At 64.5% G+C, this 23,358-nt stretch carries 18 protein-coding genes; 9 read left to right on the forward strand and 9 right to left on the reverse strand.

Features of this window, described 5'->3' with window-relative positions:
• The first annotated feature begins 181 nt into the window (after nucleotides 1-181).
• The 3 genes from PSUB009319_RS13035 to otnI are packed head-to-tail and all read left to right on the forward strand — an operon-like array spanning nucleotide 182 to nucleotide 3,081.
• The gene (locus tag PSUB009319_RS13035; RefSeq protein WP_124382642.1) at nucleotides 182-1,594 is read left to right on the forward strand and encodes a cache domain-containing protein; all 1,413 of its coding nucleotides are present in this window, start codon (nucleotides 182-184) and stop codon (nucleotides 1,592-1,594) included.
• A complete protein-coding gene (locus PSUB009319_RS13040) occupies nucleotides 1,591-2,235 on the forward strand; it encodes a response regulator transcription factor (RefSeq protein ID WP_124382643.1) in 645 nt (214 codons plus the stop codon). The genes PSUB009319_RS13035 and PSUB009319_RS13040 overlap by 4 nt, the downstream gene beginning before the upstream one ends.
• Nucleotides 2,236-2,286: 51 nt before the next feature.
• Complete coding sequence (gene otnI, locus PSUB009319_RS13045; RefSeq protein ID WP_124382644.1) at nucleotides 2,287-3,081, forward strand: 2-oxo-tetronate isomerase; 795 nt, start codon at nucleotides 2,287-2,289, stop codon at nucleotides 3,079-3,081.
• A 240-nt stretch (nucleotides 3,082-3,321) separates the two neighbouring features.
• Here otnI and PSUB009319_RS13050 read toward each other — a convergent pair whose 3' ends face one another.
• Both PSUB009319_RS13050 and PSUB009319_RS13060 read right to left on the reverse strand, forming a co-directional pair.
• Nucleotides 3,322-4,155 carry a winged helix-turn-helix domain-containing protein gene (locus tag PSUB009319_RS13050; RefSeq protein ID WP_124382645.1) on the reverse strand — a complete coding sequence of 278 codons (834 nt, stop codon included), beginning with the start codon at nucleotides 4,153-4,155 and terminating at the stop codon, nucleotides 3,322-3,324.
• An 886-nt stretch (nucleotides 4,156-5,041) separates the two neighbouring features.
• Nucleotides 5,042-6,910, reverse strand: a complete 1,869-nt coding sequence (locus PSUB009319_RS13060) for a phosphoenolpyruvate carboxykinase (GTP) (protein ID WP_124382646.1) — start codon at nucleotides 6,908-6,910, stop codon at nucleotides 5,042-5,044.
• Nucleotides 6,911-7,357: 447 nt separating this feature from the next.
• On the opposite strand from PSUB009319_RS13060, the gene PSUB009319_RS13070 reads away from it, so the two are divergent.
• Nucleotides 7,358-8,386, forward strand: a complete 1,029-nt coding sequence (locus PSUB009319_RS13070) for a D-2-hydroxyacid dehydrogenase family protein (RefSeq protein WP_124382648.1) — start codon at nucleotides 7,358-7,360, stop codon at nucleotides 8,384-8,386.
• A gap of 19 nt (nucleotides 8,387-8,405) precedes the next feature.
• On the opposite strand, the gene PSUB009319_RS13075 is transcribed toward PSUB009319_RS13070, so the two are convergent.
• The 4 genes from PSUB009319_RS13075 to PSUB009319_RS13090 all read right to left on the reverse strand — a co-directional run bounded on the left by PSUB009319_RS13075 (nucleotide 8,406) and on the right by PSUB009319_RS13090 (nucleotide 12,510).
• Nucleotides 8,406-9,308, reverse strand: coding sequence for a class III extradiol ring-cleavage dioxygenase (locus tag PSUB009319_RS13075; RefSeq protein WP_124382649.1), 903 nt, complete (start codon nucleotides 9,306-9,308; stop codon nucleotides 8,406-8,408).
• A gap of 101 nt (nucleotides 9,309-9,409) precedes the next feature.
• Nucleotides 9,410-10,843, reverse strand: coding sequence for an NAD(P)/FAD-dependent oxidoreductase (locus tag PSUB009319_RS13080; RefSeq protein ID WP_124382650.1), 1,434 nt, complete (start codon nucleotides 10,841-10,843; stop codon nucleotides 9,410-9,412).
• A 105-nt stretch (nucleotides 10,844-10,948) separates the two neighbouring features.
• Nucleotides 10,949-11,842, reverse strand: coding sequence for a patatin-like phospholipase family protein (locus PSUB009319_RS13085; RefSeq protein WP_124382651.1), 894 nt, complete (start codon nucleotides 11,840-11,842; stop codon nucleotides 10,949-10,951).
• Nucleotides 11,839-12,510 (reverse strand): TetR family transcriptional regulator, encoded by a 672-nt coding sequence (locus tag PSUB009319_RS13090; protein ID WP_124382652.1) that lies wholly within the window; start codon nucleotides 12,508-12,510, stop codon nucleotides 11,839-11,841. Before PSUB009319_RS13090 ends, PSUB009319_RS13085 begins: the two co-directional genes overlap by 4 nt.
• A 585-nt stretch (nucleotides 12,511-13,095) precedes the next feature.
• On the opposite strand from PSUB009319_RS13090, the gene PSUB009319_RS13095 reads away from it, so the two are divergent.
• Genes PSUB009319_RS13095 through PSUB009319_RS13105 form a run of 3 tightly spaced genes read left to right on the forward strand, consistent with a single transcriptional unit; the run spans nucleotide 13,096 to nucleotide 19,091 of the window.
• Complete coding sequence (locus PSUB009319_RS13095; RefSeq protein ID WP_124382653.1) at nucleotides 13,096-14,367, forward strand: efflux RND transporter periplasmic adaptor subunit; 1,272 nt, start codon at nucleotides 13,096-13,098, stop codon at nucleotides 14,365-14,367.
• A 15-nt stretch (nucleotides 14,368-14,382) separates the two neighbouring features.
• Nucleotides 14,383-17,535, forward strand: a complete 3,153-nt coding sequence (locus PSUB009319_RS13100) for an efflux RND transporter permease subunit (protein WP_124382654.1) — start codon at nucleotides 14,383-14,385, stop codon at nucleotides 17,533-17,535.
• 2 nt (nucleotides 17,536-17,537) lie between these two features.
• On the forward strand, nucleotides 17,538-19,091 hold the full coding sequence (locus PSUB009319_RS13105; RefSeq protein WP_124382655.1) for an efflux transporter outer membrane subunit: 1,554 nt from the start codon (nucleotides 17,538-17,540) through the stop codon (nucleotides 19,089-19,091).
• A gap of 32 nt (nucleotides 19,092-19,123) precedes the next feature.
• On the opposite strand, the gene PSUB009319_RS13110 is transcribed toward PSUB009319_RS13105, so the two are convergent.
• Nucleotides 19,124-20,206 (reverse strand): DNA topoisomerase IB, encoded by a 1,083-nt coding sequence (locus tag PSUB009319_RS13110; RefSeq protein WP_124382656.1) that lies wholly within the window; start codon nucleotides 20,204-20,206, stop codon nucleotides 19,124-19,126.
• A 235-nt stretch (nucleotides 20,207-20,441) separates the two neighbouring features.
• Here PSUB009319_RS13110 and rpsU point away from each other — a divergent pair, with 235 nt between their 5' ends.
• The gene (gene rpsU / locus PSUB009319_RS13115) at nucleotides 20,442-20,654 is read left to right on the forward strand and encodes a 30S ribosomal protein S21 (protein ID WP_003262970.1); all 213 of its coding nucleotides are present in this window, start codon (nucleotides 20,442-20,444) and stop codon (nucleotides 20,652-20,654) included.
• 253 nt (nucleotides 20,655-20,907) lie between these two features.
• Complete coding sequence (locus PSUB009319_RS22915) at nucleotides 20,908-21,279, forward strand: hypothetical protein (protein ID WP_185453463.1); 372 nt, start codon at nucleotides 20,908-20,910, stop codon at nucleotides 21,277-21,279.
• A gap of 17 nt (nucleotides 21,280-21,296) precedes the next feature.
• On the opposite strand, the gene PSUB009319_RS13120 is transcribed toward PSUB009319_RS22915, so the two are convergent.
• Both PSUB009319_RS13120 and mnmE read right to left on the reverse strand, forming a co-directional pair.
• The gene (locus PSUB009319_RS13120) at nucleotides 21,297-21,686 is read right to left on the reverse strand and encodes an NUDIX domain-containing protein (RefSeq protein WP_124382657.1); all 390 of its coding nucleotides are present in this window, start codon (nucleotides 21,684-21,686) and stop codon (nucleotides 21,297-21,299) included.
• 5 nt (nucleotides 21,687-21,691) lie between these two features.
• Nucleotides 21,692-23,077, reverse strand: coding sequence for a tRNA uridine-5-carboxymethylaminomethyl(34) synthesis GTPase MnmE (mnmE, locus tag PSUB009319_RS13125; protein WP_374704191.1), 1,386 nt, complete (start codon nucleotides 23,075-23,077; stop codon nucleotides 21,692-21,694).
• Between the last annotated feature and the right edge of the window lie 281 nt (nucleotides 23,078-23,358).

Raw genomic sequence — 23,358 nt, forward strand, 5'->3', positions numbered from 1 at the left:
CGAATGGGTCCTGCCGACCATGGGCCGGGCGGCAAGGGCGTGTAGTATTTGCCAGCCTTAGCACTCGCCACAAGCGGAGGACTACGCAACATGCGTCCGTAGTTCTACGCAAAAGGCGTCACGTTCAATCGAGACTGCGCCGCCACCTTGTGAAGCTGTCACGCAAGTGCGACGTTTTGCCATGAAGCTCCGCCAGAAAATCCTGCTGCTCGCTGTCGCCCCGCTGACCATCGCCATGCTGGCGATCATGCTGACCGTGCGGCATCAGTCGATCGCGCTGGCGCGGCACGAACGGCAACTGGTGGAATCTGCGTATCTGCAGGCCAAGGAAACCGAGCTGCGGTCTTACGTAAAGCTCGCGCAGAGTGCCATCGCACCACTGCTTGCATCAGGCCGCAATGATGAGGCGACGCGTGAGGAAGCCATGCGCACCCTCGCCCGCCTCGACTTCGGCACCGACGGCTACTTCTTCCTCTACGACCTGCGCGGTCGCAACCTCATGCACCCGCGCCAGCCCGAACTGGTGGGGCGTGATCTGTGGGGCCTGACCGACTCGGGTGGCCAGCCCACCATCCAGAAACTGGTGGCCGCCGCGCAGGCCGGCGGCGGTTTTGTGCGCTACATGTGGGACAAACCATCCACGCACCAGAGCGTGCCCAAGCTCGGCTATGTCGAGCCGATTCCGCAATGGGGCTGGATGGTCGGCACCGGCCTGTACCTGGACGACATTGAACAGACCCTGCTTGAGATTGATCTGCGCGCGCAAGCCAACATCGACCAGACCCTCGCCTGGGTCGTGGGCATTGCGGCGATCAGCATTTTGTTGGTGGCCGGCAGCGGTCTGGCGCTCAATGTGAGCGATCACCGCCAGGCCGACGCCAAGCTGCGGCAGCTCGCGCAGCAAGTGGTGAAGTCTCAGGAAGACGAGCGCGCGCGCGTCTCGCGTGAATTGCACGACGGTATCAGCCAAGTACTGGTTTCGACCAAGCTGTTGCTCGAAACCGCGCACGGTCATCTCGAAAACGCGCCAGCACCAGACAAGGCGGCCAGCATGCTGCGCCGTGCGCTTGATCGGTTGAACGGCGCACTGGGCGAGGTACGGCGCGTGTCGCACAACCTGCGTCCCGCGCTACTGGATGATCTTGGCTTGGCCGCCGCGCTCGAACTGCTCGTGCGCGAAACGCGCGAGGCGCATGAAGACAGCCAGCCGGGGTTTGCGATAGCGCTCGAGCTTGTCGGCCCGCCCGTTCAGTTGCCAGACGCGTGCAACACCGCGCTGTTCCGTATCGCGCAAGAGGCCATCTCCAACATCGAGCGCCATGCCACGCAGGCCACGCGCATCGGCGTGCTGCTTGAAAACGATATCGATGCCGTGCGCCTGTCCATTCGTGATAACGGCCCCGGCTTCGACGTGGAATCCGTCCAGGTGGACCCGCAACACGGCATCGGCCTGCGCAACATGCGCGAACGCATGGCCGCGCTGGGGGGCACCTGTACCATCGTCTCCAGCCCGCACGGCACCGAGGTGTGCGCCGCGCTGCCGCATGGCGTTATCGCTCAACTGGCTTCGGCCCCATCGTCTCCGCTCGTATGAATATGCATACACTCGCGCCAGTCAAACTGCTCCTGGTTGATGACCACCCGCTCGTGCGCGATGGCGTACGCGTGCGGCTTGAGGCCGTGCCGCATTTCGAAGTGGTGGGCGAAGCGGGCGACGCCGATGCGGCACTGCAAGCCGCACGCACGCTGTCGCCCGATCTGGCGCTGATGGACATCGGCATGCGTGGCATGAACGGCATCGCGCTCACCGAAAAATTTGCGGAGGAATTTCCAGAGATTGCCGTGCTGGTGCTGTCGATGCACGACAACCTGGAATACGTGCGGCAGGTGATCCGTGCCGGCGCGCGCGGCTACGTGCTCAAGGATGCGCCGGCCAGCGAACTGGTCGAAGCCATCGACGCCGTGCTGGCGGGCCGCCCGTTCTACAGCGCCCAACTGGCAATGCGCATGGCCGAGCAGGCCATCATGCCCACCCCGGTGGAGGCGCTCACCCCGCGCGAGCGCGACATCCTCGACGGTATTGCCAAGGGCTACGCCAACAAGCGCATCGCCGATGAGCTGGGTCTGTCGGTGCGCACGGTGGAATCACACCGCCTGAACCTCAAGCGCAAGCTCGGCATCGAGGGCCAGGCCGAGTTGGTGAAGTTTGCGGTGGAGCTCGGCAAGGGCCGATAGCGCCTTTCAGAACCATCGCGCTGCCGTTATTCGTCAAGATAAGGATTTGCCATGCCGCGCTTTGCCGCCAACCTGTCCATGATGTACCAGGAGCACGCCTTTCTCGATCGCTTTGCCGCCGCGGCAAAGGATGGCTTCGCGGGCGTGGAGTTTCTCTTCCCCTACGACTTTGACAAGGCCGATATCCGCACCCGCTTGGACGATGCCGGCCTCACCCAAGCGCTGTTCAACGCGCCGCCGGGCGACTGGGCCGGTGGTGAGCGTGGCATCGCATCGCTGCCCCGGCGCGAAGAAGAATTCAAACGCGGCATTGCGACCGCGCTCGAGTATGCGCAGGTGCTCGGCAACACACGCTTGCACGTGATGGCCGGCTTGCTGCCTGCCGGTGCTGACCGCGCACATCATCACGCCACCTACGTGCGCAACATCGCCCATGCCGCGCGCGAAGCTGCTGGTGCGGGCATCACCATCGTGCTGGAGCCGATCAACACGCGCGACATGCCGGGCTTCTTCCTCACGCATCAGGCGCAGGCGCATGCGGTGTGCGAGGAAGTGGGCGCGCCCAACCTGAAAGTACAGTTCGACCTGTACCACGCACAGATCATGGAGGGCGATCTGTCAGTCAAGCTCAAGCGGTATGTTGGGCAGCGCGGTGTCGGTCACGTGCAGATTGCCGGCGTGCCAGATCGCCATGAGCCGGACGACGGCGAGCTCAACTACCCGCACCTGTTTGCGTTGCTGGATACGCTCGGCTACGACGGCTGGGTCGGCTGTGAATACCGGCCGCGCGCAGGCACCAGCGAAGGGCTCGGCTGGCTCAAACGCTGGCGCGAGAGCCACCGCTGATCAGCATCGCCTCAAACAAGAACGGCCGGAGCTGCGCGCGCGCCCGGCCGTTGGTTTTTTGGGGCAGGTCAGTCGAATGCGGCGAGCGTGAGTGGACCACTCGCTTCCAGCATGCCCTTTCCGCCCTGTTCGATTGCTTGATGGGGTGAGATGACGCGACCATCCTGTCACCGCGCGGCATGCGGGGCGACAGGATGGCCGTCAAGGGATGCGTGCTTGAGAAGGCGAGTCGACCCAGGCTCAGGTGCCCAGACGCGCCGGTTCCTTGATCGGCGAACGCGACGTCGGCAGGTGGCCGTACGGCGGCAGTTCTGCGTTGCGGGTGGCAGCTTCGAGTTGCATGCCGATGGCATGCGCAGCCGATGCGCCGCCAGTGCCGACCACGAGGCGATAACCGCCGCCGCGTACGGTCTGGATCAGACCATCGCAGGGCGTACCGGCCAATGCCACGCGCAGCTTGCGCACGTGCACATCCACCGTGCGCTCACCCACGAATACATGGTTGCCCCACACGCGGTCCAGCAATTGCGTGCGCGAATGCACGCATTGCGGGTGCGCCACAAGGAAGTGCAGCAGGCGGAATTCCAGCGGGCTGAGCGGAATGGCGCGCGGGCCGGTTTCAGTCTGTGCTGTTACGCCCAGCGTGAGCGGATCGAGGCGCAGGCCATTGACCTGCAGGATGTCATCGCCATGCTGATGCGGCGCACGACGGCGCAGCACAGCGCGGATGCGGGCATGCAACTCGCCCGTGTCGCACGGCTTGACGACGTAGTCATCGGCACCGGCGTCGAGCGCGGCAATCTTGGCGCGCGCATCGCCATGACGGGACAGCACGATGACCGGCAGGCCGCGCGTCTGCACGCTGGCACGCAAGGCCAGCAGCATGTCGATCGACTCGCGCTCAGGCCACGTCCATTCCATCAGCAGCAGTTCCGGCATGGCGACCAGGATGGCGGCCTGTGCCTGGCCAGGATGGCTGACACGCTGAACATCGTGCCCACCATCACGCAGGGAAAACGACAGACGCTCCCCCTCTGCCTGGTCTTGTTCGACCAGCAAGATCTGAATACCCACTTTGCGATACCTCCCGTCTAACCAGCCGACACACTCCGGCGAGCAGCCTCCCGGCTGCGCTTTGCTGTCTGCGGTGCGCGTTGTTATGAGTGTCATGCGGGCCATTGCGCGTGCGCTCGCATGTCGTTTTTTGCGGGCGCTGTTGCCCGGCCGTTGGCCTTGCGCGGATCGTCATGCTGCGGTTCCCGTCGACGATCGCCAGCGGAGCCTCCTGGGTGGTATCCAGGGTGGTCCAGAGAAAGATCTGCAAGCCCTCGGTGCCTGCCGCCGCCTGCCGGGCCATGCAATCGTTTGCATAGCTTGCGGCACAGCTTGCGCGCAATCCGAGCCGGCGCCCCCCCGAGCGCCGGTGAAGCAGGGATCCCCCACCTCCGTTGGCATTAGGCTTGTTCGCCCTTTCTCGTTTCCTCTAGTATTGAATCCCCCCTCTGGCTCAGAGAAAAGGGATTCCGTTTTGCCGGATTATAAGAATCCCGCAGAGATTCGTCACGCAAGAATTTTGGAATTTGGAAAATCATTCAGAATCGACGCGAATTAGCGTGCCGCAGTTGACGTGCGAGCCATGCAAAGCTAGGCCAGGTAACGTTCTTGGCCGATATCATGCGTGTAATGATTCAGGTCTGTCATAAACTTATGATGATTATGCTAGCGCCGGCATAATGATCAATTGCATGTGTGCGCCGGTATTTTTTACAACGAAATTCAATTGAAGAAAAATCAATTGATCTGTTTTGCGGAAAGGGGTAATTCGCACGATTTAAAACGTTAGGATTACTGCCCGCTGTTTGGGCACCGTTCGACAGGCGGGCGCAAAAAAGCCCGCGCAGGGCGGGCTTCTTCGTGCCGAGTGGGCTTGAAAGGGGCTTGGGGGCTTGAGGGGCTTGATTTAGCCCTCCAGGCGGCCCTCCAGGCGTGCCTTCGCGTCCGGAAGCGCTTGCGGCAGGCCATGCGCCAGCTTCGTGAACAGTTCGTCGTGCAGCGCCAGCTCCTGCTTCCAGGCAGCGGCATCCAGTGAGATCACCTTGGCGAATTGCTCGGCCGTGAAGTTCAGACCGTCCCAGCTCAACTCTTCGTAGCGCGGCGACACGCCAAAAACGTGCTCATCGCCCTGCGCCCGGCCTTCAATGCGATCAATCATCCACTTGAGCACGCGCATGTTCTCGCCGAAGCCTGGCCACACGAACTTGCCGTTCTCGTCCTTGCGGAACCAGTTCACGCAGAAGATCTTCGGCAGCGTGGCGCCGCTCTCGGCAAGCTTCTCGCCCACCTTGAGCCAATGCGCGAAGTAGTCGGCCATGTTGTAGCCGCAGAACGGCAGCATGGCGAACGGGTCGCGGCGCACCACGCCTTGTTGCCCAGCGGCCGCAGCGGTGGTTTCCGAGCCCATCGTGGCGGCCATGTACACGCCTTCGGTCCAGTCGCGCGCTTCGGTAACGAGCGGCACGGTGGTCGAGCGGCGGCCACCGAAGATGAACGCGTCAATGGCAACGCCGGCCGGATTGTCCCATTCCGGATCGATCGACGGGCATTGCGCTGCCGGTGCCGTGAAACGCGCGTTCGGGTGCGCAGCCTTGCGGCCGGTTTCTTTCGCGCTCTCTGGCGTCCAGTCCTTGCCTTCCCAGTCGATCAGGTGCGCGGGCGGCGTGTCGGTCATGCCTTCCCACCACACGTCGCCGTCATCCGTCAGCGCCACGTTGGTGAAGATGACATTTTCCTTGAGCGTGGCCATCGCATTGAAGTTTGTCTTCTCGCTCGTGCCCGGGGCGACGCCGAAGTAGCCCGCTTCCGGGTTGATGGCGTACAGGCGGGTCTGGCCGTTGGCGTCCTGGCGCGGTTTGATCCAGGCGATGTCGTCGCCGATGGTCGTCACCTTCCAGCCGTTGAGGCCGGCCGGCGGAATCAGCATCGCAAAGTTGGTCTTGCCGCAGGCCGACGGAAAGGCCGCCGCCACGTGGTACGTCTGGCCTTCGGGCGAGGTCACGCCCAGGATCAGCATGTGCTCTGCCAGCCAGCCCTGGTCACGGCCCATGGTGGAAGCGATGCGAAGCGCGAAGCACTTTTTGCCCAGCAGCGCGTTGCCGCCATAGCCCGAGCCGAACGACCAGATTTCGCGCGTTTCCGGGAAGTGCACGATGTACTTGGTCGGATTGCACGGCCACGGTACGTCTTTCTCGCCGGCGGCCAGCGGCTTGCCGACGGTGTGCACGCACGGCACGAAGTCGCCGTCGGCGCCCAGCACGTCGTACACCGCGCGGCCCATGCGGGTCATGATCCGCATGTTGACTGCCACGTAGGGGCTGTCCGACAGCTCCACGCCAATGTGCGCGATCGGCGAACCCAGCGGGCCCATCGAGAACGGCACCACGTACAGCGTGCGGCCGCGCATGCTGCCGTCAAACAGGCCGTTCAGCGTCTGGCGCATCTCAGCCGGGGCGGTCCAGTTGTTGGTCGGGCCGGCGTCTTCCTTTTTCTGCGAGCAGATGAACGTGCGGTCTTCCACGCGCGCCACGTCCGACGGGTCCGACAGGGCCAGGTACGAGTTCTTGCGCTTGGCCGGGTTGAGCTGCTTCATCGTGCCGGCGGCCACCATCTCGGCGCACAGGCGGTCGTACTCCTCTTGCGAACCATCGCACCAGACGATGCGCTCAGGCTTGGTGAGCGCTGCCACCTCGCCCACCCACGCGATCAGGCGCGGGTGTTTGACGTAATCGGGCACGTTCAATGCAGGCACGCCCTGCATTACAGGTTGATTCATGACCAAAACTCCAATGGAAGTGAAAAAGAAATCGGTGGCAGATCAGCGCGGGGGTCACAACCGGGGCGCTCGGCAGCGCGGTGGAAAGCGATCGACGACACATGGCGGGCAGGCCGGATCAGCGGTTTCCAGAGGGAGGGGCGATGCAGGCGGAGGGACGGTGGCCGTGCTGATTTCACATTCAGTTACAAAGCGGTGCACTGACGGAACGTGGGTTTTTCCGGGCAGCGGGGCCGCGTGCGCTAAAGTGGCGGGACCGGGGTCAACAGACCCTAGAACAAGGACTCGTCACCAGCGAGGCAGCGCAAATTGCGTGCCCGCGGCGGGCAATTCCAAACGTCGACACCGATTGTTGCCAACAGCGGTCGTGCGACGAGGGATGGGAAGAATACCACCGCGAGGGATCGCTGTTTTTTGCTGCGCACCATTGTTCGAAGTGAGATGTCGATGAAGATTGCCGTACTGGACGACTACCAAGACGCCGTTCGCAAGCTGGATTGCTTCAGCCTGCTGCAGGACCACGAAGTCAAAGTGTTCAACAACACCGTCAAAGGCGTCGGTCAATTGGCCGCACGCGTGGCGGACGTTGAAGCCATCGTGCTGATCCGGGAGCGCACGCGCGTGACGCGTCAGTTGCTCGATCGCCTGCCCAAACTCAAGATCATCAGCCAGACCGGCCGCGTATCGCGCGATTCGGGCAGCCATATCGATCTGGATGCCTGTACCGACAAGGGCGTCGTCGTGCTCGAGGGCAAGGGCTCGCCGGTGGCGCCGGCCGAGCTGACCTGGGCGCTGGTGATGGCCGCGCAGCGCCGCATTCCGCAATACGTGGCGAGCCTGAAGCATGGCGCGTGGCAGCAGTCGGGGCTCAAATCCACGACGATGCCGCCCAACTTCGGCATCGGCCGTGTGTTGAAGGACCAGACGCTCGGCATCTTCGGCTACGGCAAGATCGGTCAGCTCGTGGCCAGCTATGGCCGCGCCTTCGGCATGAATGTGCTGGTTTGGGGCCGCGAGGGCTCCCAGGAACGGGCCCGCGCCGACGGCTTTGCAGTGGCGGAGTCGAAGGATGTGCTGTTCGAGCAGTCCGACGTGCTGTCTGTCCACCTGCGCTTGAATGATGAAACGCGCGGCATCGTGACGGTGGCCGACCTCACGCGCATGAAGCCGACCGCCCTCTTCGTCAACACCAGCCGCGCCGAGCTGGTGGAAGAAAACGGCCTGGTGACATCGCTCAACCGCGGACGTCCTGGCATGGCCGCTATCGACGTGTTTGAAACGGAGCCCATCCTGCAGGGCCACACCCTGCTGCGTATGGAGAACTGCATCTGCACGCCGCACATCGGTTATGTAGAACGCGAAGGCTACGAGATGTACTTCAGCATCGCGTTCCAGAACATTCTCGATGTCCTGCAGGGCAACGTCGACAGTGTCGTCAATCCGACGGCGCTGGCGCCCGCGCTGATCCGCGCCTGACGCTCCGCCGTCCTGCCGATCAAGCCGTGGCGCGTAGCTGCGGCTCGCGGCTGGACATGTTCGCGCCTGCGCCATCAAAGCGGAAGCTGTCCATTGCCAGCGAGCCGTAGGTCACGGTGTCGACCACGTGCTGGGCCTGCACGCCGCCCGGCGTCGCCTGGCTCGGCTGGCCCATTGCGGCGCCAAGTGCCACGTACAGCGGCATCAGGTGTTCGTCGGTCGGGTGGGCGTGAGCCGCGTTCGGAGCTTGCGCGCGGTAATCGCACAAAGCCGTGAAGTCGCCGCTGCGGATGCCTTCGGCCATTGTCTCGATCATCCATTCGCGGAATGCGGTGACCCACGGCTCAACGGGCACACCGTGCTGCGCCATGCCCGGGCCGCGCATCAGCGCGCGCAGGTTGTGCGTGAAGCTGCCAGAGCCGACGATGAGCACGCCTTCATCGCGCAGCGGCGCGAGCGTGCGCCCCATCGCCATCTGGCATGCCGGTGACAGACCGGGCATCAACGATGCCTGCACCACGGGGATTTTCGCTTCGGGAAACATCAGCATCAACGGCACCCATGCACCGTGGTCCAGCGGCTGGCGCGGGTCGAGCACGGTGCTAGCCTGTTCTTCCAGCCCGGGGACGATGTTGCCGTCGATCAGCGTGCGGATGCGCTCGGCCAAGTCCGGCGCGCCTGGCGGGGCATATTCCAACGCGTAGAGCTGCGGCGGGAAGCCGCCGAAGTCGTGCCACGCCTCTTGCTGGGCGCGGGCGGTGACGGCCGGCCGGCGCGTCATCCAGTGCGGCGAGACGACGACGATGGCGCGAGGCTTGAGAGCAGCCATCTCCTGCCCGAGCGCCGCCAGCATCTTGCCGACAGGGCCCGGGTCGGCCGCCAGCATGGGCGACCCATGGGACAGATAGAGCACGGGGAGCATGTCAAATTTCCTGAAGAATATGTCCGCCATTCTGCGCTCGTGTTGCGCAGGCAACGTGCATGGATTTGCAGAGCGGGGTCAGGAAAATTGAACAAGTGCGTTTACATGCCCAGCAATTCCTCCGCCACCGTCGGATGCAGGCCGACGGTTGTTCGCAGATGCTTGAGTCGCACGCCCATGCGTACCGCCACCGCCAGTGCCTGGATGATCTCGGGTGCGGCGTTGTCGACGACGTGCGCGCCGAGCACGCGTCCGCTGCGCGCGTTGCACACCAGCTTGATCAGCGATTCCATGCCCGAGCCGGCAAAGCGCTGCTCCAGCGAGACAAAGCGATGCATCACCACATCAATGCGATCAGCGGGGATGCGCTTGTCGGTGTCCGGTCCGCGTTTGCCTGACTCGGGCCGGCGTGCGCGAGCGGCGGCCTCGGTCAGGCCCACGCTGGCGATGGCCGGGTTGCAGAACACGGCCATTGGCACTGTGTTCATGTCGGGCAGCTTGATGCCTTTGCCGAACAGGCGTTCGGCCACATAGTGGCCCTGCGCGGCGGCCACCGGGGTCAATTGCAGCGGGCTGCCGCCGCAGATGTCGCCGATGGCATGCACGCCGCGTGCGCGCGTGCGGAAGTGGCGGTCTACGGCGATGCGTCCGTGCGCATCGAGCGTGACGCCCGCTGCGTCCAGGCCGAGACCGGCGATGTTCGGCGCGCGGCCGATGGCGCTCAGCACACGCTGGGCGCGCAGTACGCGGGGGGCATCGCTGCCGTCCGTGCTTGCGTAGACGGTCACGCCGTCGCCGTCCACGGCATCGCGTTCCACGCGGACTACGTCGGCATTGAGAATCAGGTCGACGCCGCAGCCGGCCAGCGACTGCGCGGCGGCCTCCGACACCGTGGCATCAAATTCAGGCAGCACGCGTGCATCGCGCGTCAGCACGGTGACCCGCACGCCGAAGCGCGCCAGCGTGGACGCCATCTCTACGGCAATGACCCCGCCCCCCGCGATGATGAGCGACGCGGGCAGCGTGCCCCAGTCGAACACGCTGTCGGAAGTGCAGGCCAGCTCGGCGCCGGGTACGGGGAGCGGCGTGGGGTGGGCGCCGGCGGCCAGCACGATCTGGCGCGCGCGCAGCGTGGTTTTGCCGGTATCGGTCTGCAGCCGGACGATGCCGCGTCCGCGCAGCGAGGCCATGCCGCTCAGCCATTGCACGCCGGCATCGGCCAAATGCGTGAAATGCGTTTCGTGCAGCCGTGCGACTTCCGCGCGCGTGCGGGCGATGGCGTCGGCCCAGGCATCGGCGGTGTGCATCGTGTGGGTGGCGCGCAGGCATCGAGAGACCATCTGCGACCAGACTGCGCTGTAGCCGAGCAGCTTCTTGGGCACGCACCCGCGATTGACGCAGGTGCCGCCCACTTGCGCGCGGTCGATCAGCAGCGTGCGCGCGCCCAGTTGCGCAGATCGGCGCGCAGCCGCCAACCCGGCCGAGCCGGCGCCGATCACGATCAGGTCAAACGCATGTGCGAGGTTTGCGGGCATGGGGTGTCCGTCGAAGAAGCATCGGCCGGACGACCTTGGCGGCACGCCGGCGGGCGCGCCATGTGCAGAAAGCGGCGCGCCCGCCCCCTGCCTTGGAGGAGGTAGCTACGCAGCCACCGCCGTGGCGAACCCGAGTGGAAGTTCGCGCAGGAAGGTTTCGCCGTCATGACGGCCGAGCGCATAGGCGTCGCGCATAGCGCCGGGGCGGGTGTAATCCCAGCTCGAAATCGGCACCTTGCGCGAGGGCTGCACATAGAAGCGGCGCTGCACGCCGTCGGCCACCGGCACATCCATGCGGAAATACGTTGGGCGCGGGTACAGGCGCGTGACCAGCACCAGCGCGTCGCCGGGCGTGGCATCCAGCGCGTGCACCGGCACGTTGTCGACCATGCCGCCGTCAAGCACCGGCCGCCCCGAGCGCCGCAGCACCGGCGTAAACGGCGGGGTGGACGCCGATTGCAGCAGCAGGTCGGCCAGGTCTTCCGGCGTGGCGCAATCCTGCGCACGCACGATTTCCGGCGTGAAGCCCAAGCGCTTGCCCAGCGTCGGGTGCAGCGTCTTGCGAATGTGCTTTTCGATGTTGTAGGCAATCAGCCCCGCTGCCACGGCCGAGCGCGCGCCCAGCCAGCGCGGGATATGCGCCACGCCGATGCGGATTTCGGGTGCTTGCGCCAGCCGCCCGAAGCGGCCCTCACCAAAGACCGTCAGCAGCGCCGTGCGGTACATGCCGTAGTGCGGGAACACGCGCTCGCCACGCAGCAGGTTGCCCCAATGCGCGTTGCGGGTGTTCCGGCGCAGCGCCTCGCCGTAGTAATCCATCAGTTCGGCGGAATTCCAGGCATGCAGCATGCACGCCGTCGATGCGCCTGCCGAGATGCCGGCAATCACGCGCGGCGCCAGGCCCAGCTCGGGCTGCACGACATCCCACCAGCCGGCCTGCCACCAGCACCGGTTGCCGCCGCCGGCAAAGACGATCTGGTCGAACATGGGCGTGTTCATGCGGAAGCCTCAGTGCCGGTCGAGGCGGCAACAGCGGGTTCCAGCCGAAGCGAAGGGGCGTATTTGAGCGTATCGATGCACGCGTCCAGCAGGCGCTCGCGCTTGGTGGCGAGGCTGGAGGCGTCCGGATAGAAGAGGTAATCCCCCATGATGCCGTTGAACGTCGCATGGAAATGCGCTACAGCCAGGGGGATATCGAGATCGGCCGGTAGCTGTCCGCGCCGCGTTGCCTGCTCGATGATGCTTGTCAGGTGGGTCATGCCTTCCTCAAACGATTCCTGCTGGCGCTTGAGGATCGGGCTCGTGTCTTCCACGAACTCGCACTTGTTGAACATGATCTCGAAGACCTTGCGCCAGTGCGCGTCTTCTACGAGCTGGCGCAGCAGGAAGTTGCCCACTGTGCGCAACTCCCCAAGCGGGTCATCGGCCTCCACCCCCAGCGGGGTACACATGGTCTCCATTGGCAGCTTCACGCGCTCGCACATGGCGGCAAACACGTCGGTCTTGTTGCGAAAGTGCCAGTAGATGGCGCCGCGTGTCACGCCTGCGGCCTGGGCGATATCCGACAGCGATGTGCGCGCCACGCCGCGGGCATAGAACACGTCTTCCGCCGCATCCAGGATGCGGTTGCGTGTTTCAAGTGCTTCTTCCTTGGTTCGTCTGACCATGATCTTCCAGAGGAGCGCTGGAGGCGGGTCCTTCGCCCACCAGCGTTCTTTTGATTGGCTTTTGTGCATTGCACAATTTCAGGCAACGCACCATTGCGCTCCGCACAACGCGGCAACGGGTCCGTTGGCTGACAATCCTTGTCGCAGCGCGGTATCCGCTGCACATTTGCTTGATCGCCGTCATTGCCACGAACTCCGGAAAAGTGTCAACGGAGTCCCTATTCTTCTGTGGCGTTACTTACATACATACGCGAACGTATCTATAATAGCGCGCACTCCGTCGCTTGCCCATGGCCGTATGCGCCACATCCTGGCAGGGCAGTGTTCTGGGGCCAACATTCGGTACCGTCGGCCCCGAAGTTCGGAAGTCAATTACCGATCGCTCCCGCTTCTTTGCATTCTGGCCTCGGGTTGTTGTGAGTTCGTCGCACAGGCCATATCGCGTCCAGCCGGATGCGGCTAGCATCGGACGTTTTCATTTTGTGTTTTTTTGGTTTCGCTGACGGCTTGCCGGCATCGCACTCGTTTGCGCGCTGCCCGGTATGGCATCCGCCGGCATCCCGCCTATCGCCAATGGGGTCATCTATGACGAACACCCGCCGTTATCACCAACTCGCTGCCGCCGCATTCACGGTGGTGGCACTTGCAGCCTGCGGCAACAAGCAGGCACAAGGGCCGGGCGGCGCCGGCATGCCTCCGACCGAAGTCGGCGTTGTGACTGTGCAGCCACATTCCGTTGGTCTGACCAGCGAGTTGCCGGGCCGTCTGGAGGCCACGCGTGTGGCGCAGGTGCGCGCACGGGTCGCGGGCATTGTGCTCAAGCGCACCTACGCTGAAGGTAGCGACGTAAAGGCTGGCCAACAGCTGTTCCAGATCGATCCGGCGCAGTACCGGGCATCGCTCGACAGCGCCCGCGCGCAACTGGCACGTTCGGAAGCCACACAGACGCAGGCACAGAACAAGGCCGAGCGCTACAAGCCGCTGGTGGCCACCAACGCCATCAGCAAGCAGGACTACGACGACGCCACCGCCGCCGCCAAGCAAGCCACTGCTGATGTAGCTGCGGCCCGCGCCGCCGTGGAAACCGCCAAGTTGAACGTTGGTTACGCCAGCGTGAGCTCGCCCATCTCCGGCCGAGCCGGTCTGGCGCAGATCACCGAAGGTGCGCTGGTGGGCCAGGGCGAGGCGACGCTGTTGACGACCGTGCAGCAGATCGACCCGATCTATCTGACGTTCACGCAGTCGAGCACTGAAGTCATGCGCCTGCAAGAGGCGCTCAAGGCCGGCAAGCTGGCCAAGTCCGGCGGTGATGCAGCCAAGGTCACGCTCGTGACGGAAGACGGCCGCGCCTATGCGCAGCCCGGCAAGCTGTACTTCTCCGACCTGACGGTGGACCCGGCCACGGGCACGATTACGCTGCGCGCGATTGTTCCGAACGCCGACCGCACGCTGCTGCCCGGCATGTACGTGCGCGCCCGCCTGGAGCAGGCCGTGGACGAACAGGCGATCACGGTGCCGCAGCAAGCAGTGTCGCGCAGCCCGGACGGCGCTTCGGTCATGGTGGTCGATGAGAAGGGCATGGCCGCTGTGCGCAAGGTCCAGGCCGATCGCTCGACCGGTACGGAATGGATCGTCTCCAACGGCCTGAAGGCGGGCGACAAGGTGATCGTCGACGGTCTGCAGAAGGTCCATCCGGGCGCACCGGTCAAGGCTGTGCCGTGGCAGCCGATGCCGGCAGCCCAGGGTAAGGGCCCGCAAGGTCCGGGTGGCCAGGGTAGCGGCGCCGCTCCGGCACCGGCCGCCAGCGGCCCTGCTGCAAGCACTCCCGCCGCCAGCGCACCGGCAGCCAAGCAGTAAACAAGGAGCCATCGCATGGCAAAGTTTTTTATCGATCGCCCGGTCTTTGCCTGGGTGCTCGCGCTGTTCATCATTCTTGCTGGGGCGATTTCGATCACCCAGTTGCCGATCTCGCAGTACCCGACCATCGCGCCGCCGTCCGTCATCATCACGGCCACGTACCCGGGCGCTAATGCGAAGACGCTGGACGAATCCGTCACCAGCATCATCGAGCAGGAAATGAACGGCGCGGACGGCCTGCTCTATATGGAGTCGGTCAGCCAGGGCGGTAACGGCCAGGCGCAAATCACCGTGACGTTCAAGGCCGGCACCGATCCGGCGCTGGCGCAGGTGGACGTGCAGAACCGCTTGAAGCGCGTCGAAGCGCGGTTGCCGTCTGCAGTGACGCAGCAGGGTGTGCAGGTCGACAAGGCTCGCTCGAACTTCCTGCTGTTCGCCACGCTGGCATCCACCGACGGCAAGATGGACCCAGTGGCACTGGGTGACTACATCTCGCGCAACGTGCTCAATGAAATCAAGCGCGTGCCGGGCGTGGGGCAAGCCATCCTGTTCGGTACGGAACGCGCCATGCGCGTCTGGATCGATCCGGCCAAGCTCGTCGGCTACAAGCTGACCCCGTCTGACGTCTACAACGCCATCCGCGCACAGAACTCGCTGGTCTCGGCCGGTACGATCGGCGATCTGCCGTCTGTCTCCGATCAGCCCCTCGCGGCAACGGTCGTGGTGGAAGGTCAGCTCACGACCACCGAGCAGTTCGGCAACATCGTGCTGGTCGCCAAGCCGGACGGCTCACTGGTGCGCGTGAAGGACGTTGCACGACTTGAATTGGGCGGCCAGAGCTATTCGACGTCTGCACGGATCAATGGCCAGCCGATTTCGGCCATTGGTGTGCAGCTCTCGCCCACGGGTAACGCGCTGGGCACGGCCAAGGCCGTGAAGGCCAAGCTGGAAGAGCTGTCGAAGTACTTCCCCGCGGGCGTCGAATACAAGGTGCCGTATGACACCTCCAAGTTCGTTCAGATCTCGATCGAGGAAGTGGTCAAGACGCTGTTCGAAGCCATGGTGCTGGTGTTCCTGGTGATGCTGCTGTTCCTGCAGAACATCCGCTACACGCTGGTGCCGTCGATCGTGGTGCCGATCTCGCTGCTGGGCGCGTTTGCCGTGATGAACGCGTTGGGTTTCTCGATCAACGTGCTGACGATGTTCGGCCTGGTGCTGGCGATCGGTATTCTCGTGGACGACGCCATCGTGGTGGTGGAAAACGTCGAACGGATCATGGCCGAAGAGGGCCTGCCCCCGCGCGAAGCCACTCGCAAGGCCATGGGCCAGATCACGGGTGCCATCATCGGTATCACGCTGGTGCTGATGGCCGTGTTCATCCCGATGGCGTTCTTCTCGGGCTCGGTGGGGGCGATCTATCGCCAGTTCTCGCTGTCGATGGTGTCGTCGATCTTCTTCTCGGCCCTCATGGCGCTGACGCTCACGCCCGCGCTGTGCTCGACGCTGCTCAAGCCGATCGAGAAGGGTTCGCACCATGAGAAGACGGGCTTCTTCGGCTGGTTCAACCGCATGTTCTCGAGCACCACGAACCGCTACCAGAGCTTCGTGGAGCGCATGCTGAAGAAGACCTTCCGCTACATGGTCATCTACGGTGCGCTGATTGCGGCGGTGGTGTTCCTGTTCCTGCGCCTGCCGTCTTCGTTCCTGCCGACCGAAGACCAAGGCTACATCGTGACCAACATTCAGTTGCCGCCGGGCGCATCGGCCAACCGCACGCTGGAAGTGATCAAGCAGGTCGAGAACTACTACAAGCAGGACAAGGCCGTCGAGAACATCGTGGCCGTGCAGGGTTTCAGCTTCTCGGGTAACGGTCCGAACGCCGGTATCGTGTTTACCCCGCTCAAGGACTGGAGCGAGCGTAAGGGCAAGGATCAAACCGCGGACGCCGTGGCTGGCCGCGCCTTCGGTGCGCTGTTTGGCGGTATCCGCGATGCGATCGTGTTCCCGCTGAACCCGCCGCCGATTCCGGAACTGGGCAACGCCACCGGCTTTACCTTCCGCCTGCAGGACCGTGGTGGCCTGGGGCATGACGCCCTGATCGCGGCCCGCAATCAACTGATGGGGATGGCGGCGCAAAGCAAGATCATTACGGGCATGCGCCCGGAAGGTCTGGAGGATTCGCCGCAGTACCAGGTCGACATTGATCGCGAGAAGGCCAATGCGCTGGGTGTGGCGTTCACCGACATCAACGCCGTGCTGTCGACGTCGCTGGGCTCGGCGTATGCGAACGACTTCCCGAACTATGGCCGTCAGCAACGCGTGATCGTGCAAGCGGACAAGATCAACCGCATGCAGCCCGAAGACATCATGAACCTGTACGTGCGCAACGGGCAGGGCAACATGGTGCCGATGTCGACGTTCGCCAGGGGCCACTGGATCGTCGGCCCCGTGCAGCTCGTGCGCTACAACGGCTATCCGGCTGTTCGCCTTTCAGGTGCGGCTGCGCCGGGTGCCAGTTCGGGTGATGCCATGGCCGAGATGGAGCGTCTGGCCGCCAAGCTTCCGGCTGGTATCGGCTACGAGTGGACGGGCCAGTCGCTGCAGGAAAAGGCCTCTGGCTCGCAGGCGCCGGCGCTGTATGCGCTCTCGCTGCTGGCGGTGTTCCTGGTGCTGGCGGCGCTGTACGAAAGCTGGTCGATCCCGGCGGCGGTGATTCTGGTGGTGCCGCTGGGCGTGCTCGGTGCACTCCTGGGTGTGACGCTGCGCGCCATGCCTGATGACGTGTACTTCAAGGTTGGCCTGATTGCGGTGGTGGGCTTGTCCGCCAAGAACGCCATTCTGATCATCGAATTTGCGAAGGACTTGCAGGCGCAAGGCAAGGGCCTCATCGAGGCCACGCTGGAAGCCGTGCACCTGCGGTTCCGCCCGATCATCATGACGTCGTTCGCGTTCATCCTGGGCGTGCTGCCGCTGGCGATTGCCACTGGCGCCAGTTCCGCCAGCCAACGCGCCATCGGTACCGGCGTGATGGGCGGGATGATCACCGCGACGGTGCTGGCCGTGGTGCTGGTGCCTGTGTTCTTCGTGGTGGTCCGCCGCATCTTCAAGGGCAGCGAGCGTCAACGCCGTCTGGATGCCGCGCATCGGCCGCTGGACGAGGAAATCTGAACATGCAGAAAACGATGACCTTCTCTTTGTCGAAACGCGCTCCTGCGCTGTTGCCGGCGCTCCTGCTGGCCGCCGGCGTGCTGTCCGGCTGCTCGTTGGCGCCGACTTACGAGCGCCCTGATGCTCCGATCACGAGCGCCTACCCGCAGGCGCCGGCCGGCTATGCCGTGCCGGCAGACGCCGCCAAGCCCGGCGAGAACGCGCCCCGCGCGACCGAACTGGGCTGGCGCGAGTTCTTTCCCGATGCGCGCTTGCAAAAGCTGATCGGCCTGGCGCTCGAGAACAACCGCGATCTGCGCGTGGCCATGCTCAACGTCGAGGCGGCGCGTGCGCAGTACCGCCTGCAGATCGCCGATCTGCTGCCGCCGGTCAATGCGTCTGCCACGTACACGCGCAGCCACACGCCGCCTTCCATCTCGCAGACCGGGCAGGATATCCACACCAAGCAGTACCAGCTTGGCGTGGGCATCAGCAACTATCAGGTCAACCTGTTCAGCGTGGGCGACGTTACGTCGTCGGCGCGCGCCAGCTACCTGGCGACAGACGAAGGCCGGCGTGCTGCGCAGATCAGCCTGATTTCGCAGGTGGCCAAGGCCTACCTGAACGAGCGCGCGTACGCCGAACAGCTTGAGCTGGCCCAGCAGACCCTGAAGGGCCGCGAAGACTACTACAAGCTCGCCAAGCAGCGCTTTGACGTGGGCGCCTCGTCGGCGCTGGATCTGCGTCAGACCGAGACGCTGGTGGAATCGGTTCGCGTGTCGGTGGCGCAGCTCACGCGCCAGTACGCCCAGGCGACCAACGCTCTGGTGTTGCTGGTGGGCGCGCCGCTGCCGGCCGATCTGCCCGCGCCGACCATGGTGTCGTCGGAAAAGATCGTGGCCGACATCCCGCCGGGTCTGCCGTCGGAACTGCTGGAGCAGCGTCCGGACATCCGCCAGGCCGAGCAGAAGCTGGTTGCCGCCAACGCCAACATTGGCGTGGCGCGGGCAGCGTTCTTCCCGAGCATCGGGCTGACGTCCAACGTGGGCACGGCCAGCGGTGCGCTGCATGACCTGTTCAAGAGCGGGACGCAGTTCTGGTCGTTCGTGCCGAACCTGACGCTGCCGATCTTCAACTGGGGCACCAGCATCTTCAATCTGGACTTGACCAAGACCAACCAGAAGATCGCGGTTGCCAACTACGAGAAGACGATCCAGACGGCCTTCCGTGAAGTGTCTGACGCCCTCGTGGCCCGCGGCACGCTGGAAGAGCAGGTGGCCGCGCAGAAGCGCTTTCGCGATGCCACGGCCGATCGCCTGACGCTGTCTGACCAGCGCTATCGCAATGGCGTGTCGAGCTTCCTCGATGTGCTTGATGCGCAGCGCGATCTGTTCAGTGCCGACCAGAGCCTGGTGCAGACGCGCCTGGCTCGCCTGACCAACGCCATCGATCTGTACACGGCGCTGGGCGGCGGTCTGCAGGAACACAGCACGACGGTGGCCGCACAGCAGGCGCAGCCCACGGCCGCGCCGGGCGTTGCGCCCGCCACGCCGGACATGACGCCACAAGCGAAGTAAGCGGGCATTTGCCGCACCCGGAGGCCCGCCGCTCAGGCGGGCTTTTTTTCGCCTGCGGTTTGGGCTGCGTGTTTGAGAAAGCGCAGCAAGGCCACCTCTTCGCGTCGCAGCCCTTTGCGGGCACGGGCGGGCGATAGCGTGGTCAGCTCGCCCGCCAGAAAGGCGTCGATCACCGCGGGGTGCACGTAACACTTGCGGCACACCGCCGGCGTGTTGCCCAAGCGCTGGGCGACGGCGGCAATCGCTTCCACCACCTGCCGGTGCGCTTCGGCCGCGCTGCTCGATGTCCGGCCGCGCAGCAGATCCAGCGCCAGCACGCTGCCGGCCCAGGTCCGGTAGTCCTTGGCAGTGAAGTCCGCTCCGGTGATTGTCTGCATGTAGGCATTCACGTCGGCGGAATCGACTGCGCGGCGCTCACCCGCCTCGTCGAGGTACTGGAAGAGTTCCTGCCCCGGCAGGTCAACGCAGCGCCGGATGATGCGTGCCAGGCGCGGATCCGACACCGACACGTCGTGTTCCACACCGCTCTTGCCGCGAAAGTGAAAACGCACGGTATTGCCGCGTACTTCTACGTGGCGATTGCGCAGCGTTGTCAGTCCATACGACCGGTTCTCGCGCGCATACGCTGCGTTGCCGACGCGCACTAGTGTCACGTCCAGCAGGTAGACGACGGTTGCCAGCATCTTCTCGCGTGGAAGTCCGGGCGCCGCCAATTGCGCGGTGATAGTCTCCCGCACCCGCGGCAGCACCGTCCCAAACGTCAGCAGCCGACCGTACTTGTCGGCATCGCGAAAGGCGCGCCAGTCCGGGTGATAGCGATACTGCTTGCGTCCGCGCGCATCGCGCCCCGTGGCCTGCAGGTGGCCGCTCGCGTGCGGGCAGATCCACACATTGGTGTACGCCGGTGGAATCGCCAGCTTGTTGATGCGCGCGATGACGGCCGGATCTTGAATGCGCTCACCACGCGTATCGAAATAGACGAAGTGCCCACGCAAACGGCGCCGGGTGTAGCCGGGGCGCGCGTCGTCCACGTAGCGCAGCGCTTCGGGCAGCGCATCCGTGGCGGCTATGTAGATAGCGGCCGGCGCTGGAGCGGATTCGGGGGCGCGGTCCAAGGGGGATGTCCGGAGATATGCTGACGCCCAGCAAACGGCGTTCCTCCCCGCCGGCCCCACCTGCCGACGTCGCATCAAGGCCACGCTGCGGCGTGGAAAAGTGGTAGATCGTGCGCTTTTCGCGCGGCAGCCAGTGGCCTTGCATCGGTAAACCAATTCAACTACACTGCACGCCCTCTGGGCGGTATATAATCCGCTGTTTCGCCGTCCACCCGAATACTGAGCAAGGGACCCGATGACCACCATCCGCCTGAAAGAAAATGAGCCGGTCGAAGTCGCGCTGCGCCGCTTCCGCCGTGAAATCGAGCGCACCGGCCTGATCAAGGAACTGCGCGCCCGCACCGCTTACGAAAAGCCGACGACCGAGCGCAAGCGCAAGAAGGCTGCCGCTGTGTCGCGTACGCGTAAACGCCTGCGCTCGCAAATGCTGCCGAAGAAGCTCTACTAAGATCGCGCGATTGTTCCGGTAGCACCAACTGGGTGCTGCCGTTGGCGGTGTGAAGTCAATCGACCTCCGTTCCGCCGAGCTTGGCTTGTAGCGCTTCGCGCGCATCCCGGAAGCCTTTCCGGATTCGGCCAATGCTCCACTCCCCGATACAGAAGCTAGCAAGATGCGGTTAATGGCCTGTGCGCCATTGTCCGCCGCTTCGGTGTGCCCAGTGCGCGCCCTCTCTGTTGCAAACGACCTCCGCCAGCGGTGATTGACCGGCTGGCTGTTGGCGTTTGTTGTGCCGATTTTGCATGGGCGTATTGGGGTTCGTCTTCTGAACGCGTTTCCCCAGGCAACGGTGCCCATCGGTTCCACCAACGACTGCTTCCCGACCAGGCGCTACGGCTGGGGATGGGATTTGCCCTCGCGTTGGCAACCCAGGCAGACCAAGCGCTGCTTGCTGCGCAACTGCGCACCAAATCGCTACGAGAGGCGAGCAGGTGGCTGCACATTCCATGACGAAGATCACGTTGGCCCGGTCGAACTGATCATTGTCGTGTTGCGCATCTGCGCTGGGCGCCAAGCCGACGGAATCAGTCTCAACGTTCGGCCACTGCGCAAACACAGTTTCAGCGACAGATGAGGAGTGCGCGCATCGCACTAAGCCGCTGTGCTCAACGCCGTCGCAATCGACATCCGATACCCCAGAGGCAAGTTGTCCGGCAACGCATCGGGCGCAAACAAGCCGAGCCGTTTGTGCTCATGGCTGACTGTCGGCGCGAACGGTCCGCTTAGCGTGCAGCGGTAGGTGGCGATGAAGACTCGCTTGCCTGGCACGACCTCGAACAGGTAGGTATCCAGCGGAGCACCAACCACGACCTGCAGGTTCAGCTCTTCTGCGATCTCGCGCGCCAGGCATGCGGTGGACGTCTCTCCCAGTTCAATGCGCCCGCCGGGCAGCTCCCATTCCTCACGCGCATTGAGCAGCAGCACGATCTCGCCGCTGGGCGCGCGCAGTACGCCTTTGACTGAGACGGGGTAGGCGGACATGGGGCTCACTTTCCAATGCAAAACCGACTAAAAATCACGCCCAGCAAGTCATCACTGGAGAATGCCCCCGTGATGCTGTTCAACGCCTCCTGCGCCAGCCGCAATTCTTCGGCAAACAGATCCAGCGATTGCGCTTGCTGAGCCGCATGCTCCGCCGCCGTTGCCAGATGCTCACGCGCGGTGCGCAGAGCAGCGAGATGGCGTTCGCGTGCGAGGTAGAGCCCCTCACCGCCGCCCTGCCAGCCAGCAATTTCCAGCAACGCCGCACGCAGCAATTCGACGCCGATGCCATCGCGCGCCGATAGCCACACCTCCGGCGGTTCGGCGTCTATGCGGCCGGGCGCGGTCACGCCGGACAGGTCGATTTTGTTGATGACGCGCAGGGTCGGTACGCCGGCAGGCACGTGGTCGGCGATGCGGGCATCGATGGCGGCGTCTTCTGCGGAGAGGCCGTTGGCACGGTAGTCTGCAGCGTCCAGCAGATGCAGCACGACATCGGCGCGCGCGATGGCGGCCCACGTGCGCTCGATGCCGATGCGCTCGACCTCGTCTTCCGTATCGCGCAGGCCCGCCGTGTCGACGATGTTCAGCGGGATGCCTTCGATCTGGATGGTCTGCTGCACCTTGTCGCGCGTGGTGCCGGCGATGGGCGTGACGATGGCCAGTTCGGCCCCGGCCAGCGCATTGAGCAGCGACGACTTGCCGACGTTCGGTTGCCCCGCCAGCACCACGTGCAGGCCTTCACGCAGCAGTGCACCCTGGCGCGCCTGTGCCAGTACGCCCTCGACGGCCGCGCGAATGCCAGCGAGCTGACCGCGTGCATCAGAGGCCTCCAGAAAGTCGATCTCTTCTTCGGGAAAATCCAGCGTTGCTTCCACCAGCATGCGCAGATGAATGACGCGCTCGACCAGCGCGTGCACCGCCTGCGAGAACGCCCCATCCAGCGAACGCGCTGCTGAGCGTGCGGCGGCCTCAGTACTGGCCTCGATCAGGTCAGCCACGGCCTCGGCCTGCGCCAGGTCCATCTTGTCGTTGAGGAACGCGCGGCGCGTGAACTCGCCGGGCTCGGCCACGCGCAGGCCGATCTCGCGGCCGGCGGCCAGGCAGCGCTGCAGCAGCAGTTGCATCACGACGGGGCCGCCGTGGCCCTGCAACTCAAGCACGTCCTCGCCCGTGTACGAATGTGGCGCCGGAAACCACAGTGCAATGCCACGGTCGATGGCGTTGCCATCGGCGTCGAGGAAGGGCAGGTAGGTCGCCTGACGTGGCGCCAGCACGCGCCCGCACAGGGCTTGCATGACGGCGCGCACATCGGGGCCCGACACGCGTACCACGCCGATGCCGCCCCGCCCTGGCGCAGTGGCAATCGCCGCGATGGGGAGGGTGCGCATGGGCGCGCGTGGCACGTCTGAAGCGTTTGGCAAGTTGGTGAGGTGGTCAGCAGCGGTCATGGGCGGTATTGTGCGGCAGCCGCGCAGTTGCGCGCCAGTTTCCGATCAGGGAGATTTGGACGATCGATCACACCGGCGTCGTCAGCGATTTCAAGGCGGTCTGCCACACACCGGCTTGAAGCATGTGCAATCGGCATGAAAAAGGGCACCCGGAGGTGTAATGCCGTTCAGTTAAGGTCTTTCCGAAGATATCGAAGGGCGTAACGAGCAGGACGGGATTT

The organism is Ralstonia sp. SET104 (assembly GCF_003851545.1).
GTDB lineage: Bacteria > Pseudomonadota > Gammaproteobacteria > Burkholderiales > Burkholderiaceae > Ralstonia.

What these genes read in the sequence shown, in the direction of transcription:
- PSUB009319_RS13100 (WP_124382654.1), top strand. Translation starts at nt 14,383, where the DNA reads ATGGCAAAGTTTTTTATCGATCGCCCGGTCTTTGCCTGGGTGCTCGCG.
- PSUB009319_RS13105 (WP_124382655.1), top strand. Translation starts at nt 17,538, where the DNA reads ATGCAGAAAACGATGACCTTCTCTTTGTCGAAACGCGCTCCTGCGCTG.
- otnI (WP_124382644.1), top strand. Translation starts at nt 2,287, where the DNA reads ATGCCGCGCTTTGCCGCCAACCTGTCCATGATGTACCAGGAGCACGCC.
- PSUB009319_RS13085 (WP_124382651.1), bottom strand. Translation starts at nt 11,842, where the DNA reads ATGAACACGCCCATGTTCGACCAGATCGTCTTTGCCGGCGGCGGCAAC.
- mnmE (WP_374704191.1), bottom strand. Translation starts at nt 23,077, where the DNA reads ATGCGCACCCTCCCCATCGCGGCGATTGCCACTGCGCCAGGGCGGGGC.
- PSUB009319_RS13040 (WP_124382643.1), top strand. Translation starts at nt 1,591, where the DNA reads ATGAATATGCATACACTCGCGCCAGTCAAACTGCTCCTGGTTGATGAC.
- PSUB009319_RS13070 (WP_124382648.1), top strand. Translation starts at nt 7,358, where the DNA reads ATGAAGATTGCCGTACTGGACGACTACCAAGACGCCGTTCGCAAGCTG.
- PSUB009319_RS13060 (WP_124382646.1), bottom strand. Translation starts at nt 6,910, where the DNA reads ATGAATCAACCTGTAATGCAGGGCGTGCCTGCATTGAACGTGCCCGAT.
- rpsU (WP_003262970.1), top strand. Translation starts at nt 20,442, where the DNA reads ATGACCACCATCCGCCTGAAAGAAAATGAGCCGGTCGAAGTCGCGCTG.
- PSUB009319_RS13075 (WP_124382649.1), bottom strand. Translation starts at nt 9,308, where the DNA reads ATGCTCCCCGTGCTCTATCTGTCCCATGGGTCGCCCATGCTGGCGGCC.
- PSUB009319_RS13120 (WP_124382657.1), bottom strand. Translation starts at nt 21,686, where the DNA reads ATGTCCGCCTACCCCGTCTCAGTCAAAGGCGTACTGCGCGCGCCCAGC.
- PSUB009319_RS13080 (WP_124382650.1), bottom strand. Translation starts at nt 10,843, where the DNA reads ATGCCCGCAAACCTCGCACATGCGTTTGACCTGATCGTGATCGGCGCC.
- PSUB009319_RS13090 (WP_124382652.1), bottom strand. Translation starts at nt 12,510, where the DNA reads ATGGTCAGACGAACCAAGGAAGAAGCACTTGAAACACGCAACCGCATC.
- PSUB009319_RS13035 (WP_124382642.1), top strand. Translation starts at nt 182, where the DNA reads ATGAAGCTCCGCCAGAAAATCCTGCTGCTCGCTGTCGCCCCGCTGACC.
- PSUB009319_RS13095 (WP_124382653.1), top strand. Translation starts at nt 13,096, where the DNA reads ATGACGAACACCCGCCGTTATCACCAACTCGCTGCCGCCGCATTCACG.